The organism is Novipirellula caenicola, assembly GCF_039545035.1.
In the GTDB taxonomy this organism is placed as follows: domain Bacteria; phylum Planctomycetota; class Planctomycetia; order Pirellulales; family Pirellulaceae; genus Novipirellula; species Novipirellula caenicola.
Genome location: NZ_BAABRO010000002.1, coordinates 321,751 through 338,451, shown reverse-complemented (window position 1 = coordinate 338,451; position 16,701 = coordinate 321,751). Strand labels below are relative to the sequence as shown.

11 protein-coding genes are annotated in these 16,701 nt (G+C 56.2%); 9 read left to right on the top strand and 2 right to left on the bottom strand.

What is annotated here, in order from left to right:
- Positions 1–903: 903 nt before the first annotated feature.
- The 9 genes from ABEA92_RS05275 to ABEA92_RS05235 all read left to right on the top strand — a co-directional run bounded on the left by ABEA92_RS05275 (position 904) and on the right by ABEA92_RS05235 (position 13,222).
- Positions 904–7,458 (top strand): cadherin domain-containing protein, encoded by a 6,555-nt coding sequence (locus tag ABEA92_RS05275; protein ID WP_345682758.1) that lies wholly within the window; start codon positions 904–906, stop codon positions 7,456–7,458.
- 30 nt (positions 7,459–7,488) lie between these two features.
- Entirely contained in the window at positions 7,489–7,854 is a 366-nt protein-coding gene (locus tag ABEA92_RS05270; protein ID WP_345682757.1) for a DUF6916 family protein, read from the top strand.
- Positions 7,855–7,912: 58 nt separating this feature from the next.
- Positions 7,913–8,452 carry a phage tail protein gene (locus ABEA92_RS05265; protein WP_345682756.1) on the top strand — a complete coding sequence of 180 codons (540 nt, stop codon included), beginning with the start codon at positions 7,913–7,915 and terminating at the stop codon, positions 8,450–8,452.
- A 37-nt stretch (positions 8,453–8,489) separates the two neighbouring features.
- Positions 8,490–9,011 (top strand): phage tail protein, encoded by a 522-nt coding sequence (locus ABEA92_RS05260; RefSeq protein ID WP_345682755.1) that lies wholly within the window; start codon positions 8,490–8,492, stop codon positions 9,009–9,011.
- Positions 9,012–9,040: 29 nt separating this feature from the next.
- Positions 9,041–9,553: a phage tail protein gene (locus ABEA92_RS05255; RefSeq protein ID WP_345682754.1), complete on the top strand. Its 513-nt coding sequence runs from the start codon at positions 9,041–9,043 to the stop codon at positions 9,551–9,553.
- A gap of 60 nt (positions 9,554–9,613) precedes the next feature.
- Complete coding sequence (locus tag ABEA92_RS05250) at positions 9,614–10,063, top strand: DUF6916 family protein (protein ID WP_345682753.1); 450 nt, start codon at positions 9,614–9,616, stop codon at positions 10,061–10,063.
- A gap of 46 nt (positions 10,064–10,109) precedes the next feature.
- Positions 10,110–10,646 carry a GNAT family N-acetyltransferase gene (locus ABEA92_RS05245; RefSeq protein ID WP_345682752.1) on the top strand — a complete coding sequence of 179 codons (537 nt, stop codon included), beginning with the start codon at positions 10,110–10,112 and terminating at the stop codon, positions 10,644–10,646.
- Between the two features lie 157 nt (positions 10,647–10,803).
- Positions 10,804–11,463: a hypothetical protein gene (locus ABEA92_RS05240; RefSeq protein WP_345682751.1), complete on the top strand. Its 660-nt coding sequence runs from the start codon at positions 10,804–10,806 to the stop codon at positions 11,461–11,463.
- A 1,264-nt stretch (positions 11,464–12,727) separates the two neighbouring features.
- Positions 12,728–13,222 (top strand): YciE/YciF ferroxidase family protein, encoded by a 495-nt coding sequence (locus tag ABEA92_RS05235; RefSeq protein WP_345682750.1) that lies wholly within the window; start codon positions 12,728–12,730, stop codon positions 13,220–13,222.
- A gap of 1,351 nt (positions 13,223–14,573) precedes the next feature.
- Here the strand turns inward: ABEA92_RS05235 and ABEA92_RS05230 are convergent.
- Positions 14,574–14,744 carry a hypothetical protein gene (locus ABEA92_RS05230; RefSeq protein WP_345682749.1) on the bottom strand — a complete coding sequence of 57 codons (171 nt, stop codon included), beginning with the start codon at positions 14,742–14,744 and terminating at the stop codon, positions 14,574–14,576.
- Between the two features lie 237 nt (positions 14,745–14,981).
- On the bottom strand, positions 14,982–15,884 hold the full coding sequence (locus ABEA92_RS05225; protein ID WP_345682748.1) for a DUF4142 domain-containing protein: 903 nt from the start codon (positions 15,882–15,884) through the stop codon (positions 14,982–14,984).
- Positions 15,885–16,701: the final 817 nt, after the last annotated feature.

Sequence of the window (16,701 nt, the reverse complement as noted above, 5' to 3'; positions counted from 1 at the left end):
TTTTTTTATGTCCGCCCGATTCGCAGCGAGTGTTCTGTTCTTTGCGCAGACGGTTTTGGGGGGCGGGCGAAGTGACGTACACGGAGCACGCAGGGACGGTCTTCCCGTGAGCGACGACTGGTGATTTAGTCGCATTGATTGCCGCCCGGAAGCCCACACGCCCTCTGCTGGTGGCGTGAGCCCAATACCATCTACTCTCGCACTAAACGGGTGATTTTTATAGCAGAGCGGCGCGAGCCGACCGGTTAAAACCGAACGTCTTACTCGCTGCAACCGGGCGAGCCCCGCGCTGCTACCCAAAGTAGATGACATTGGGCGTGAGCTACCGGCTAACAGAGGTGGGAAAACAAAGCCCAGCTCGCGACTCATTCTCGGTCAGTGTGACGGCCACCGGCCTTGCAGTGACAGGTCGCCCCTAAACCGTTGAATCACGCCAACGGCAAGTTCTGTTTCGGCCTCCGCCCTATTCGCATGCTTCTGAATGGGTGGCGTACAGGTCGCGGGGGCAGGCACAGCAAAGACGCGGGGGCAGGCACGCGATGGCGTGCGTGCTTTCGGGATGGCGAAGTCATTCATCTCGATGTGAACCAGCGGCTACTGCGACGCTTTTCGAGGCCCTCGTCGGTAACCAATTTCCCGTTTTTCGCACCATCAACTTTCTCGGCCATTGGTCTTGGGGGTCCCCCCCGCACGAAGCGGATTCTGCATTCCAATAAGTGCCACCCACCAATCGGAGTCAGAGGAAAGCTGTAAAAAACGATAGGGAAAAATGTTTGTGAATTTTTGAGGGAGGGTGTTGCGTGGCACCACGGAGGGGTGTCTATTCGGAAGATCAGTTCGTTTGTCGTGGCCAAAATGTACTTTTTTGGGACCACGTATTTCCCCCAACTTGGAGCTGACAACATGGCGACCGGACCCTCTTCACTGCGTCAAGTGACCTCGCCGAAACGCCGGCGGAGACCTAAGTCCTTCCGCATTGCGAAGTCGCGGCAACTGTTGGTCGAGTGCCTTGAATCGCGTCATTTGCTCGCTGGTGACGTGGTCTTTATCAGCAGTGATACCGGGGGCACGATCGGTGGAATTGATTTCAGCAACGAAGACATCCTTGCGTACGAGCAGAGTAGCGGGAAATGGTCGCTGTACTTCGATGGCAGCGATGTTGGGTTGTCCAACAAAAATGTCGACGCCTTTCATGTGAATCAAAACGATGGCACGATTCTGTTGAGCGTCAGTATCGCAACCACGGGAATCCCAGGTTTAGGTCGTGTCGAGGATTCCGACATCATCCGCTTTACCCCGAACCAGCTTGGTCCCGGGACTTCAGGAACATTTGATTTCTTTCTAGATGGCAGCGATGTGGGGCTGTCCCCCGGCAGCGAAGACATTGATGCGATCTCATTGGACGATAGCGGAAATCTGATTATCAGCACGATCAGCAACTACATCGTTCCAGGATCGTCGGGCAATCTTTCGGGATCCAACGCGGATTTGTTGCTGTTTAGCGGCAATACGGGAAGCGATAACAACGTTGGAACCTGGTCGACCTATTTTGACGGCTCGGACATTGGGCTGACCACGTCCCAGGAAGCGATCATCGGAGCCTCGGTGCAGGTCGTGGGGCCTACGACACTGGTGCACCTTACGACCAAAGGTGCGTTTGACGTTCCCGGTCTGAGTGGTGATTTCAACGACATCATCGAGGTCGACGTCAATACGTTGGGCGACAACACGACGGCGAATTCGATCACGTTGGCGGTCGACGTTGGCTCGCTCGGGTTGTCGTCAACTAACCTTGACGGGATTCAAATCGGAGACTTTGTCGGTACCGAAACTTTCCAGGGGCTTGACTTTTACTTCAGCAGTGAAGGAGGCGGATCGCTTGGCGGTGTCAGTTTTTCCGATGATGACATTTTGCGATTCGACTCGACGACCGGATCCACTTCGATGTTCTTTGATGGCTCCGATGTGGGCGTGACGATGGATATTGACGGCTTCGTGGTCGAATCGGACACCAGCATTTTGATTAGTCTCGGATCACCACAATCATTGCCTGGGATCGGTTTGGTCGACGGCAGCGACATTGTGCGGTTCTCAGGTACGCTCGGAGAAGACACCCTTGGCAGCTTCACCATGATCTTTGACGGATCCGATGTCGGTTTGGACGGCTATTATGAAAACGTTGACGGAATGGCCATCGATCCGGTGTCGGGCAATCTGGTGATCAGCACCAACGGTGACTTTAGTGTTCCGGGCAGCAGCGGCACCGTCACGGGCAACAGTCGCGATCTGTTGGTTTTTAGCGATATCGCATTGGGGACAAACACGGTCGGTACGTTTTCGATTTTCCAGAATGGGGCGTCGGTTGGGCTGAATGCTACCTCCGAAGATGTCACCGGAATTTGGATTGATCCGCTCGGTCTTGGTACGTTTGTCAACACGAACGGCTCTTATTCGGTTCCTGGTTTGAGCGGCACCGGAGCCGATATCTTTTCTCCAGCCATCCCGCTGCTGCTGTTTGATTCGATTAAAAACGATATCGGCAGCCTGCCGATCGATGGCATTCACGTCGCCGTACAGAACTCGCCGCCCGAAATCGTTAGCGATGGCGGCGGGGCTTTGGCGAGTGTCAACGTCGATGAGAATCAAGTGTTTGTGACGGATGTGGATTCGACGGATCCTGATGGCGACGTCGAAGGGGCCGGTTTGAGTTACGCCATCACCGGGGGTGATGATTCGGCTCTATTTATTGTCGCTACGAGTACGGGAGAATTGACATTCCTTGCGGCTCCCGATTTCGAGAATCCAGCCGACAGTGGTGCCGATGGTACCTATGAGGTCGAAGTCACGGTAACCGATTCCGGTGGCCTGAGCGATTCACAACTCATCTCGATCACGGTAGTCGACGTGAACGACGCGCCAGTGATCACCAGCGACGGAGGCGGCGCTACTGCGGCAGTCAACGCCGCGGAAAACCAAACCGCAGTCACCACGGTCACCGCCAGCGACGAAGACTTGCCCGCCCAAACATTGACCTATTCGATCAGCGGGGGGGCGGATTCCGGGCTATTCAGCATCTCGAGCGGCGGCGTCCTGACTTTCAACGCCGCACCTGATTTCGAAAATCCCACCGACACGGGCGGAGACAATGTCTATGACGTCCAGGTCACCGTCACCGACGACGGAGTACCAAACCTTAGCGACGTTCAAGACATCGCGGTAACCGTGACCGATGCCAACGATGCCCCGGTGATCACCAGCGACGGAGGCGGCGCTACTGCGGCAGTCAATGCCGCGGAAAACCAAACCGCAGTCACCACGGTCACTGCCAGCGACGAAGATTTGCCCGCCCAAACATTCACCTATTCGATCAGCGGGGGGGCGGATTCCGGGTTATTCAGCATCTCGAGCGGTGGCGTCCTGACCTTCAACGCTGCACCTGATTTCGAAAATCCGACCGACACGGGCGGAGACAATGTCTATGACGTCCAAGTCACCGTGACCGACGACGGAGCACCGAACCTGAGTGACGTTCAAGACATCGCGGTAACCGTGACGGATGTCAACGACGCCCCGGTGATCACCAGCGACGGGGGCGGCGCTACTGCGGCAGTCAACGCCGCGGAAAACCAGACCGCAGTCACCACGGTCACCGCCAGCGACGAAGACTTGCCCGCTCAAACATTCACCTATTCGATCAGCGGGGGTGCGGATTCCGGGTTATTCAGCATCTCGAGCGGTGGCGTCCTGACCTTCAACGCTGCACCTGATTTCGAAAATCCGACCGACACGGGGGGAGACAATGTCTATGACGTCCAAGTCACCGTGACCGACGACGGAGTACCGAACCTGAGCGACATTCAAGACATCGCGGTAACCGTGACCAATGTCAACGACGCCCCGGTGATTACCAGCGACGGAGGCGGCGCCACGGCAGCAGTCAATGCCGCGGAAAACCAGACCGCAGTCACCACGGTCACTGCCAACGACGAAGACTTGCCCGCCCAAGCATTCACCTATTCGATCAGCGGGGGGGCGGATTCCGGGTTATTCAGCATCTCGAGCGGCGGCGTCCTGACCTTCAACGCTGCACCTGATTTCGAAAATCCGACCGACACGGGCGGAGACAATGTCTACGACGTCCAGGTCACCGTGACCGACGACGGAGTACCGAACCTTAGCGACGTTCAAGACATCGCGGTAACCGTGACCGATGCCAACGACGCCCCCGTGATTACCAGCGACGGAGGCGGCGCTACTGCGGCAGTCAACGCCGCGGAAAACCAGACCGCAGTCACCACGGTCACCGCCAGCGACGAAGACTTGCCCGCTCAAACATTAACCTATTCGATTAGCGGGGGTGCGGATTCCGGGTTATTCAGCATCTCGAGCGGTGGCGTTCTGACCTTCAACGCTGCACCTGATTTCGAAAATCCCACCGACACGGGCGGAGACAATGTCTATGACGTCCAGGTCACCGTGACCGACGACGGAGCACCGAACCTGAGCGACATTCAAGACATTGCGGTGACCGTGACCGATGTCGACCCTGAAAGTACTGCGGTGGACGATGCTTATTCGGGGATCGTTGGCAATGTTGGGCTGGACGTTCCGGTTGCCAATGGATTGTTGAGCAACGATTTGGGCGGTCCCGCCGCAGTGACCGCAGTCAACGGCGGAGCCAACGTCGGCATTGCCACCGCGACCACTCATGGCACCGTCACGGTGCAAGCGGACGGCAGCTTCCTGTATGAGCCGGATGCGGGAAATCTGCTGGCGGATTCGTTCACCTACGAACTCGACACCGCCACCACCGCGACCGTGAATTTGACGTTCGGTACCGATCTGGTTTGGTTCATTGATGTCACGCCCAGCGGCGCTGGTAACGAAGGCACGCTGAGCGATCCGTTTACTTCGATTCCGGACTATCACGGTGTGGCTGCCGCTGGCGACAAAGTTTTCATCGCCGAGGGCAGCTATACCGGTCCGCTGAATCTAGATAACAACACGATCGTGATCGGTGAAGGAGCGGTAGCCGGACCGGTGGTCTTTATCGTCGTGGGCGACCCCACTGCCGATCTATTGGGTGTGACCGTCCCCACCGATTCACGCGTGCTGCCGAGCGTTGGTGGAACCGCCCCGGTGATCACCTCCGCCACCAATGGTATTAACTTGGCCCAGGGCAACACGGTCCGCGGCGTGGACATCGGCAACACCAACGGTACCGGGATCTCCGGCACCAGCGTTGGCACTTCCACGGTGAGCGATGTCAGCATCACGGGGACCGGCGCCGGAGTGAACATCACCACGGGAACGTTGGCGATGAGTTTTGACGAGATCTCTTCAAGTAACGCGGCCGGAATCTCACTAAGCGGGGTGAGTGGCGATTTCGATGTGGCCACTGGCACGATCAACGCAGGGTCCTCCACTGCGGTCAATATCTCCGGAAATCCGGTCGATCTCGATGTGACATTGACCAGTGTCTCGTCAGACGGAGCTACCAATGGCATTGTCCTGAGCAACACCACCGGCAGCTTTACGATCACCGGTGACGGAAGCAACACGCAAAACGCCTCAGGCGGCACGATCGCCAATAGCACCAGCCACGGTATCCTGTTGACCAATACGCAAGGAATTTCGCTCACGTCAATGGACTTGCAAAGCCCGGGGGACTCGCTCGCCGAGCACGGGCTGTTGGCGACCAATATTCAAGGTAACAACTTGTTCCGTGCCGGGCGGGTGACCGGCATCGGGCACACCAGCGGCGATGGGATTTCAATCAACAATACCAATACGAATCTCAGCCTCTTTGAAATCAACAACAGCTTGTTCACCGGCGTCCCATTGGGAGGAAACGACGGCATTATCGTTCAAGCCCACGGCAACTCGACGATGCGAGTCGACGTGCTGAACAATTCCACGTTTGATTCACTCAACGGCGATGGCCTCCAAGCCATTTCGAATGACACATCTAATTTGACCGTCAATCTGAAGAACTCGGAATTCAATACCGATACCGGCGGCATCGACGGCGGGGCGAGTGGTGGCGTTTCGCGGGTCACGTTTTCCTCTACCGGCACTTCGACGTTGACCACCGTCGTCGAAGACAATGTGTTTGACGACACCGGCACGCAAACCGGGGCACTGCCGGTTAGCACCCAAGTTGGCGTTTTGGATTACGTCGCGAATGACAGCTCGAACCTGATCGCCCGGATTCGCCGCAACGAGATTTTCGGAGTGGACCAGGAGCAGGGGATTCGCGTAGTCGGTGATGACAACGCAGCGTCATTGGATGTGATCGTCGACGATAACGACATCAACAATATTCAAGATCAGGACGCAATCTTTTTCTACATTCGTGACGCAACGCAAGTGGCCAACATTAGCATCACCGACAACGATATCGGCACCGGTCCCGACGGCGCCGTCGGTGGCGGCGACGACCTACCGATCATCGGACATGGTATCCAGGTGCGAGTGCAATCCCGCAATACGACCAACGGGGGCGGAACGAATCCCAACACCCCGATCGTCACGAATCTGTTGATCAGCGGCAATGATATCGTCAACAACGACTCCAACGAGACAATTGACTTGGAATCCGAGGTGGACGATCCCGATGGGGCCAGTGCGATTCCAGCCGCAACACTCAATGCCACCGTGACAGGAAACAACCTGGTGAATTTGGGTAGCGGCGACGAATTGGAAGCCGACTCCGAGGACGGCGTCAACGCCGGTAACGCCCATGGTACGTCGCTGCTGTGTTTGAACATGTCCGCAAACACACTTAATGCGGGTGCCGGAACGATCGTGGTCGATGAAGACGGGGGAAGCAGTCTGGATGCACAGCTGAGTATCGTGCAAGCGGATCAGGCAACGCTGGCCTCGGTCAACGGCATCCCAACCGCGAACGTTACCATGGTGGGCTCGCCAAGCTTTGGTGCGGCGGCGTGTCCCACCCCAACGCATGCGGGCAGTCCTGCATTGATGGCGGCCAGCGGACAAGCAGCCGGGGTCGCCGCAAGTTTAACGGCGGCGGACTTGACCCGAGTTGTCAACGAGGCGAAGTCGCGGTTTGCCGCAGTCGGACTGTCGGTATCCCAGATGCAATTGTTGGGAACCGTCACCTTCGCGAGTGCCGATCTTGATGATGCTCGGCTCGGAGAAACCTTTGTGTCGAGTATCCGGATCGATGCGGACGCCGCAGGCTATGGCTGGTTCGTCGACACCACCCCAAGTGATGACGACGAGTTTGATATTGACGAAGGCGGCAATCAATACCAGGCCAGCCGCGGTGAAGCCGCCGGTCGGATCGACTTGTTGTCGGTGGTAATGCACGAACTCGGGCACGCCTTGGGGCTGCAACATACCGACGAAGGGCTGATGTCAGATTCGTTGGACGTCGGAATACGTCGTTTGCCGACCGCTCATGACGAAGTCTTCGCAAACCAGGCTTGGTAACCCACGACTTGATAGAGGTTTGAATTCCTGATGAGTGTTCGAAATCAATCCGCGGATGCAGAAACACCAGTGTTGGATAAACGCCCCGTCTTTGTTCTCAGCACGTTTACGAAACATCTCGATGATCGCTTCGTGATTCGGCTGGACTCGGGGGACTCACGTTCGGTTCAGCTGGTCGAGGCCAGCGCAAGTCCTCTGAACCAATCCGGGGATGCCACCAACTTTTGTTTAGTCTTTCACGACTCCGGCGCATCGCGGGCTAACTATTTGCCTCAAGCCTCGTACACATTGGAACACGAACAACTCGGAACCCTCCGCTTGTTCCTGGTGCCAATCGGTCCCAGCCAACATGGCGAAGGAATCAGTTACGAAGCGGTTTTTGCCACTCCCACTTGACGGCGGGCTCAACCCGCTACGAGCGTTTCATTCACATCCAACACAAGAGGAACACCTTATGTCCGAGCCCTTTTTGGCGGAAGTGCGAATCGTCGGGTTCAACTTCCCTCCGCGAGGCAACGCATTTTGCGATGGCCAGATCCTGCCGATCAACCAGAACCAATCGTTGTATTCGCTGCTTGGCACGACTTACGGCGGTGATGGCCGCACCACGTTTGCGCTACCCGAATTGCGAGGCCGCGTACCGATTCATGTTGGCAACAGCGAAACGGCCGGCAGCACAAATCATCCGCTAGGAAACAAAGCGGGATCGCAAGATGTCACGCTGACGTTGGCCCAGATACCGGAACACACGCACACGGTGATGGGCAGCGGGGACATGGCGACCACCAATAACCCGGACGCTAATATGCTCGCGACCGTGGCCCAAAATATTTACAACAACGCCGCCTCGTCGCCTCTTGTCGATTTGGCAAACGAAGGCAATGCCATGAACTCTTCCATCGTTGGCGGAGGGCAATCTCATCTGAATGAGCAACCCTACCTCGTCGTGAATTTTATCATTGCACTACAAGGACTTTTCCCGTCTCGAAACTGATCCTTCACCCATTCAAATCCAACTAGGAGAAATTGCGATGTCGGAACCCTACATCGGTCAAATCATAATGTTCGCAGGGAATTTTGCCCCGCGTGGCTGGGCACTATGCGACGGCCAACTGCTCGCAATTAGCAGTAACGATGCCCTCTTCTCTTTGTTCGGTACGATCTACGGCGGCGATGGCCGGACCACGTTCGGCTTACCCGACCTGCGTGGACGACTTGCCATGCATGCTGGCAGCGGGCCTGGGCTCTTCGATAGACGGCTCGGAGCAAAGTCGGGATCGGAATCCGTGACCTTGACCACGCCCCAACTTCCACCGCATCGGCACCAATGGAAAGCGACCAGTGCGGTTGGCAATGCGGGTTCGCCCTCCGGTGCACTGCTGGCACAGTCGCAATCCGATATCTATATCGACAATATCGACGATGGAGCGAGTCAACTGCATAACGCTGTCGTCGCGTCCAAGGGAGGCAGTCAATCGCACACAAATCTGATGCCGTTTTTGTGCATTAACTTCATAGTTGCCCTCGTTGGCATCTATCCGTCTCGAAGCTAAATCTGCCCCCATTTTTTAGGAACTCGAACATGTCTGAGCCCTTTGTCGCGGAAATCAAAATTTTTGCTGGTAACTTCGCTCCCCGTGGTTACGCATTTTGTAACGGTCAACTGCTGCCGATCAGCCAAAACACCGCATTGTTTTCACTCATCGGCACGACCTACGGCGGTGATGGGCGAACCACAACCGCTCTGCCAAATTTGCAAGGCCGCGCGGCAATGCATCATGGCCGCGGCCCCGGTCTGACCGATCGCAGATTAGGGGAAAAAGGAGGGGTTGAAATCGTCACCCTTAGCGAAACGCAAATGCCCAATCACAACCATCGGCTAACGGCCAGCGGCGAAGCGGAAGGAGAGGATAATGATTCTGCAGGAAACTATACCGGGCAAAATGGAATCTACGCGCCGGTCGCGAATGCTCAGCCGATGTCCGATCGGTCGCTTGCAAATCAAGGCGGCAATCAGCCCCACAACAATATGCAGCCCTACCTGGCAATGCATTACATCATCGCGCTAACCGGTACATATCCGAGTCGCGCCTGATCGGCGGCAACGGATTGCACTTGTGGCAAGTCAATGAAAAACGAAATAGGAGTAGGTTTGATGTCTCTCGAGATGAAAACGCCGCGCCGTGACTTTCTTGCAGCCACCACCGCGATCGCAGCCGCTTGTGCGGCATCAGTTCAAGTTTCCCAGGGGACCGCAAGCGATGACCTTGTTCTCACGCCGCAGTCGCGGGGGAGCATGACGGCGGACGATTTCAGCGAACGGATCGGCCAGAGTTTTCGCGTTGAAAATGCCTACGGTGTCCGATCGAGACAACAGGCCACGCTGGTTCTCGAACAGGTGATTCCTCACCGACACGACCCGCAGCGTCCTGAGCATCTGCGTCCTCGCGGCTACTCCTTGGTCTTCTCACCGCAAAACAATGAGCGTCTCGAGAGCCAGACGCATCGTTTTCAGACCGCCGGCATGGCTGCATTTGATATGCTACTTAATCAAACTACCCCCCCCGGTGCCGCGCGTATCCGCTACGAGGTTGTAGTGAATTAGCAAGCGATGGTGATCGGACTGTTACTCGATTCTCTCAGTGAACCCCATGCATCTCTCCTATCGCCCCATAGCGAATTCCGACTTGGCATTTCTCAATCAAGTGTATGCCAGCACGCGGGCAGAGGAGGTTGCGATGACAGGCTGGCCACTCAAAGAGCAGCAGCAGTTCCTGCAAATGCAATTTGCCGCTCAGCATCAGTATTACCAAGAACATTACTCGGATGCCGCGTTTGATTTGATTTTGGTCGATGGTGATCCTGCGGGGCGTCTGTATTTACAGCGCCGCCAGGACGAACATCGCGTAGTCGATATCGCACTGCTACCCGAATATCGTGGCAAAGGGATCGGCCACAAGATCATGCAAGGGATTCTCGACGAAGCCGCGGAAGCCGGGCTGCCGGTCCGCATCCACGTCGAACACAACAACCCGGCGATGCATCTGTATCAGCGACTGGGATTTCAAAAGATGGATGACACCGGGGTCTATTTCTTGATGGAACGATTGCCCGATCAACGACTGCCCGAGCCAGGCGTCCGGCCATCCCAGGACGCAAGCGTCTGTCAACCACACAACGGCGTGTGAGCGTGGAACGAGGTCTTCGCCACCCTCGCACGTCGCTCATAACAGGCGACGAACCTATTTCAAAACCGAACGGCGTTAACCCACGTTACCGCCAGCGGTTTGCGAACGCCTCTTTGCCGCATTGCTTCACTTGGTACCACATACGGAGGTCCCCATCATGTACTTGCCCACTGTCAATCACTCGCCTCGAAACAACGCAACCGATCGGCGAGCGTTCTTACAGCGTGCATCGCTAATGACTATCGCGGCCGCAGGGATGACCGCGACGTCCGTGCTTTCAGCTGCCGACGACGAGAAAATCGAAGAGCCAGCCGCTGCAGCGACTGGCCCCCTCGCGAAGTTAACGCTCGGGGTCAAACCGTCAATCGATGCGTTAGGAGCCGTCGTGGTCCCGCGAGCCCGAAACACCTACGTCAGTTTCCACGCCACTCAATTCGGCGAAGACGGCAACCCCAGCGTCAACGGAACCGCCGTCCTCGAGTTTGCGATGTGTGTCGAGCGGAAATTCCGTAGCAAAGGTGACGAAGCGACTGCCGAGCACGCGATCGATCTTGAGTCCCTCGACGTGTGTGAATGTTACGAGGTACTCGAATCGAGTTGGGCGAACAAATGGAATCAACTTCCCGACAGCAATTCGGACTCGGAGCCACGTGTCCGTCACTTCATCTTCACCTTCCTTGGCTATTGTCCCGGAGTCTGCAGCGGAACGATGCATTTTGAATGCCTTGCGACCGATGTGAACGCCCATTTTTTGGGGGACACCAGCTTTGAAGAGACGTTGCAGTTCATCGACTCACTCGAGTCCGTGGGGGCGTAGCGGATCGTAGTAAATCGCACCATTAAGCCGCGGACCGTCAGGCACCGGGGCGTGTGTGAGACCCAGCCGCTGACCCGCGAGCGGCAGACACAACCAACAAGCCCCAAAAGTTTCGGCCGTCACTGTCGGCCAGCTTTCCAAGCTGGAACCGCCAGCGTCGAACGCCGCATTCACGATGCACGTGATCGTCTCGCTCCAACGTCCAACCACAACGCACGCCATCGGCTTGGAAAGCCGAGCGACGATGCGCACGCGTCAAAACCTCATTTTTCAATTTGCAATTGTCAATTTAACTTTTTCGATCCTCCCGTCGAATTCACCCGCCCGGCGCAGCAGGGAGGGTCGGAAAACGAGCCTTCAGCGAGTTTTCCGGGGAGGGCAACGTGGCAGCTAAATCGAACGTTCTGCCTCTGACACCCCGAGGCCCCACCGGTGAGCTTGCTCCGCTCGCACTCACCTCCCCAAAACAAGTTTCGGGGAGGTGAAACACGTTGCCGACGTCACATTTCCTTAGCCGTCACACGCCCGTAGCGAAACTCACCAAGAGTTTCGGCCGTCATTGTCGGCCAGCTTTCCAAGCTGGAACCGCCAGCGTCGAACACCCCATTCTCGATGCACTTGATTCTCTCGCTCCAACTTCCAACCACAACCGCACGCAAACGGCTTGGAAAGCCGAGCGACAATGCACCTCGTAGCGGAACTTGTCAAAAGTTTCGGCACCACCATCCTCCCTCGCTTCCGGCTTTTGAAGTTGCGTTTTTATCACAACCCGACGCGTAAATTTTGAAGTTGCTGTTTTTGTGCCGGAGGCACTTCGTGGGATAGCCTTGGACTTTAGTCCAAGGTTTCGGTTCTGAAATTGGCGCCAAGTCGCGGAGCGACGTTCTGTGGCGAACGATCAAGTCACAAAACGTCCCGCTGGGACTCGATTGATATTGGCGAACATCCCTCGGACTGAAGTCCGAGGCTATCGAAACATGTCGCTCCGCGACAGCAAATAGCGCAACTTCAAAACTAACGCCTTGGCTTCTCTAGCCGAACCCATTCCACCTCCGGCGATTTACCGCATCCAACACAAGCCACCCGATCATTTCACCAAATCGCTCGAATCGTCGAACCGTTGCGGTGCCAAGCGACAACGGGTTTTGCCGTGACTTTTTCCTTGGCAAAATCGGTTGCTGATTTGATGTCACTTGGTACACCAATCGCTAGATGGTTTTCTTCATTACCCTTTCCCACAATTCCCTTTCGAGGAAAACCAATCATGTCAATGAAAACACTTGCGGACGCATTTTACGACGAGCTTCGTGATGCACTGAGTGCCGAGAAACAGCTGGTCAAAGCGCTGCCAAAGCTGGTCAAAAACGCGTCATCGGACAAGCTGAAAAAGGCTCTCGAGAACCACCTGCATGAAACCGAGCAACAAGTCGAGCGAGTCGAGAAGGCGTTCGAGGAAACCGGCAAGACCGCGCGGGCAAAGACCTGCGAAGCGATGAAGGGCTTGATCACCGAAGCAGAAGAGATGCTCAAGGAGGAGGCCGATCCGGCGGTCAAGGACGCAGTGATTATCGCCTGTGCGCAAAAGGTCGAGCACTACGAGATCGCGACCTACGGAACGCTTTGTACGTGGGCCAAATCGCTCGGCTACGACAACGCGTTAAAGTTGTTGAAACAGACGATTGACGAAGAAGAGACCGCCGACAAGAAGTTGTCGGAACTGGCCGAGTCGGTCAACAAGGACGCAATGGCCGTCGGCTAAACGTCGGCACGGAAAAGTGATTTCTCGCAACGCGAGGTTCAGTTGCGTTCCCAGGCCCCCGTCTGGGAACGCACTGCGACAAGAGGCTTCGGCCTCCTCTTCCCGTAGCGAAACTTGTCAAAAGTTTCGGCACATTGTCGGCCAGCTTTCCAAGCTGGGACCGTCAACGAGGTCACCCGCCCGGCGAAGCGGGGAGGGTCGGAAAACGAGCCCACAGCGAGTTTTCCGGGGAGCGCAACGTGGCGGCGAGTGGTACCCAGCCGCTCACGCATCACGGCTCAATTGAACGTTCTGTCTCTAACACCCCGAGGCCCGACCGGTGAGCTCGCTCCACTCGCTCTGACCTCCGCAAAACAAGTTTCAGGGAGGTGAAACACGTTGCCGGCGTCAGGTGCCCGTAGCGAAACTTGTCAAAAGTTTCGGCACCCACCATCGTCGGCCAGCTTTCCAAGCTGGAACCGTCAACGATGTCACCCGCCCGGCGCAGCGGGGAGGGTCGGAAAACGAGCCCACAGCGAGTTTTCCGGGGAGGGCAACGTGACAGCTAAATCGAACGTTCGATTTCTAACACCCCGAGGCCCCACCCAGAGCTCGCTCCACTTGCTCTGACCTCCCCAAAACAAGTTTCGGGGAGGTGAAACACGCTACCGGCGTCACATGCCCGTAGCCGTCACTTGCCCGTAGCGAAACTTGTCAAAAGTTTCGGCACATCGTCGGCCAGCTTTCCAAGCTGGGACCGCTAATGTCGAACGCCCCATTCTCGATGCACGTGATCCTCTCACTCCAACATCCAACCACGACGCACGCCATCGGCTTGGAAAGCCGAGCGACAATGCGCACGCCTCAAACCCTCATTTTTCAATTTACAATTTTCAATTTAACTTTTTCAATCTATCCCCACCCCATGTCACCCACGTGGTAAAGACGGGAGCGAGTTTTCCGAGAAGGGCAATGGGTGACGCCTGGGACCCGGCCACTGACGCGTCGCGGCTCAATGGACCATCAAGCAGTGCAGGATTTTCCCGTAGCTACCTTCGCCAGAAGGTGGTGATTCGTATTGGCCGGCAACCATCCACGCTCTGGCGAGCGTAGCTACGGAACGCAAATGCCGCCATTTGCCGCCGGGAATACGTCACCGGCTTGTTGATTTAGTCGTACGACGGACTTCCTAGTCCGTCCAGTACACCATTGACGGACTAGGAAGTCCATCATACGACCCTTGCCGCAGGAAACTTCACTAAATCAACAAGCCGTTGCCGGCTTCCGCTACGAAAAAACGCAGCGCATTGCAGCACTGCGTTTTATGCTTCCTCACGCGTGTCCGGCCGCGAATGCATTACGGCTCATTCGATTAGTCGTTCATGACCGGTGGCGACGTGACTTTCTCCATCGCTTGGCCGCAGCAGAGGAATTGGGTTTTGCAGTCGTCGCAGTCACAGCCTTTGGTGACGTGGATTTCCATTTCGCATTTTGCACAGCGGTACATGTCGCCGATCTTGGGAGCTTCGATTTTGGGGCTCATGATGATTCCTTTAATAGGTTTACGTGGTCGTTTTCCAGAATCAACCAACGCAAACGCTGTTCCATCGACCGCGCCACAGCTGCAGGCTTCGAGAAAGTCGTCCGCGAGTCCGACCAATGCCGTTCATGAAAACGAGGCCAGCCGCGTGGCGTCTTAGGCCATTTATCTGAAAATGGACGGTGCCGCGCGACTGACCCCACGGGAACATTGACGTGACCAACGGGTTACCCCGCCGCGTTATTGTCGCGAAGCGTCACGCGAGTTCGATTGGGGGTTGGTTCGGTCATCTTCGAACTTCTTGGCCAGCTGCTTTGTTTTGTCCAAGTGCATTTGGACTTTGCTCGAAGCTTGTTGGACGATCGGTTGCAGCGATTGCGGGCCATTGCTTTCGATCGCTTGCAGTTCCGCCAACAGCATCGTGTGAGCCACGGTTTGCTGACCCAAGAAGGCCATGTTGAAGTCCTGGCCTTCATAGTTGTTCAGCATCTCTTTGGTCATTTTCAGCGCATTGTCGTAGGCTTGTTCGCCGATTTGGCACAGCTCTTTTGGCACGGTTTGAGAGCCCCATTGGGTCATCCGGTCGCTGGTGGTTTGCGAATGAGTGGCAGGTTGGCTGCCCGTGCGGGCGGTGTGCCCAGGCTGTGATTGGTCCGTTTGCGACTGGCCTGTGGTCGATTGCTGTGTTTGCGATTGGCCCGATTGGGAACTTCTTGCATGTTGCTGCAGCGTTTGGTTCAGCGCTTGGTGATCTTGGATCAGCATTTGGGCGAATTTTTGGACTTCTTGGTTATCGGACTTTTGCTGAGCCAGTTTCGCAAGTTCGATCTCCGCTTCGTTGGCCTTGATCAATTTTTGCACCAAGGCTTGCGTGACCGTGGGGCCTTGTTGTTGCTGCGAATTTGTTGTGACGCGGCGTGCTTCATAGCGATCGCTTTGATTGCTTTGATCGTTTTGCGATCCCGCTGGCTGATCGGTGATCTGGCTTGGCAGTGTCGTGGGTTGACCAGGCTGATCGGGTTGAACGATCGGCGGACTGGTTGGCACGCCCGGTTGGTCGAGCGTCGTTTGCGCCGCGGCGGTCGAAAGACCCGAAAATGCCGCAACCGAAAGCGCGGCGGCCGAGAAACGTAGCTTGGACATGGGGGAACTCCTGAGATCGAAGAAGGAAGCGATTGCCACAACAACCGCGTCGTGGCCAACGTCCCAAAACCCGCTGCACGTCGCGTTCCCAATCAACCTGCCCGTCACCACCATTAGCAGACGCAAGCGAAAGCACCTGAGCCGCAAAGACACAAGAAAAATGATATCATCACAAGCAAACGTCAACGGGTAACCGTGTGGGATAGGCTTCCAGCCTGTCATCGTGTGCAAGGCACGGTCTCCCCTACCCCGTAGCGAAACTCGCCAAGAGTTTCGGCACATTGTCGGCCAGCTTTCCAAGCTGGAACCGCCACCATCGATGTCACCAATTTCAATGCAGGCGTTTATCTCGCAGCGACGTTCAATCACATCGCACGCCATCGGCTTTCCAAGCGGATGTCGCGGGGGGGGGGGGGGTCGGAGCGAGAGAGGTTGGGGGCGTAGAGAGCTGTCGCCACGTCCGTGGCTGAGGAGTCAGCAATTTTCCCTTTTCAATGTTCTCCGCGTTGCTGATGCGTGCACCTGGGTGTTCGTGGAGTGCTGAGGGTTTCGAAACGCATGACGCGTTTGTTGATGGAACGCCGGTTTTAGCTTCCGCGTTGCCCTCCCCGGAAAACTCGCTGTGGGCTCGTTTTCCGACCCTCCCTCGCTTCGCTGGGCGGGTGAAGTTGGTGGAAGAAATTGAAAAAGTTAAATTGACAATTGTAAATTGAAAAATAGGAGTGCGTGCATTGTCGCTCGGCTTTCCAAGCCGTTTGCGCGGGGTGTGGTTAGATGCCGGAGCGAGAGAGGTTGGGGGCTCTGAGAACTGTCGCCA

Excerpts from the sequence above, each read along its gene's own strand:
- ABEA92_RS05225 (WP_345682748.1), bottom strand. The coding sequence starts at position 15,884 with ATGTCCAAGCTACGTTTCTCGGCCGCCGCGCTTTCGGTTGCGGCATTT.
- ABEA92_RS05235 (WP_345682750.1), top strand. The coding sequence starts at position 12,728 with ATGTCAATGAAAACACTTGCGGACGCATTTTACGACGAGCTTCGTGAT.
- ABEA92_RS05230 (WP_345682749.1), bottom strand. The coding sequence starts at position 14,744 with ATGAGCCCCAAAATCGAAGCTCCCAAGATCGGCGACATGTACCGCTGT.
- ABEA92_RS05240 (WP_345682751.1), top strand. The coding sequence starts at position 10,804 with ATGTACTTGCCCACTGTCAATCACTCGCCTCGAAACAACGCAACCGAT.
- ABEA92_RS05245 (WP_345682752.1), top strand. The coding sequence starts at position 10,110 with ATGCATCTCTCCTATCGCCCCATAGCGAATTCCGACTTGGCATTTCTC.
- ABEA92_RS05270 (WP_345682757.1), top strand. The coding sequence starts at position 7,489 with ATGAGTGTTCGAAATCAATCCGCGGATGCAGAAACACCAGTGTTGGAT.
- ABEA92_RS05250 (WP_345682753.1), top strand. The coding sequence starts at position 9,614 with ATGTCTCTCGAGATGAAAACGCCGCGCCGTGACTTTCTTGCAGCCACC.
- ABEA92_RS05255 (WP_345682754.1), top strand. The coding sequence starts at position 9,041 with ATGTCTGAGCCCTTTGTCGCGGAAATCAAAATTTTTGCTGGTAACTTC.
- ABEA92_RS05260 (WP_345682755.1), top strand. The coding sequence starts at position 8,490 with ATGTCGGAACCCTACATCGGTCAAATCATAATGTTCGCAGGGAATTTT.
- ABEA92_RS05265 (WP_345682756.1), top strand. The coding sequence starts at position 7,913 with ATGTCCGAGCCCTTTTTGGCGGAAGTGCGAATCGTCGGGTTCAACTTC.
- ABEA92_RS05275 (WP_345682758.1), top strand. The coding sequence starts at position 904 with ATGGCGACCGGACCCTCTTCACTGCGTCAAGTGACCTCGCCGAAACGC.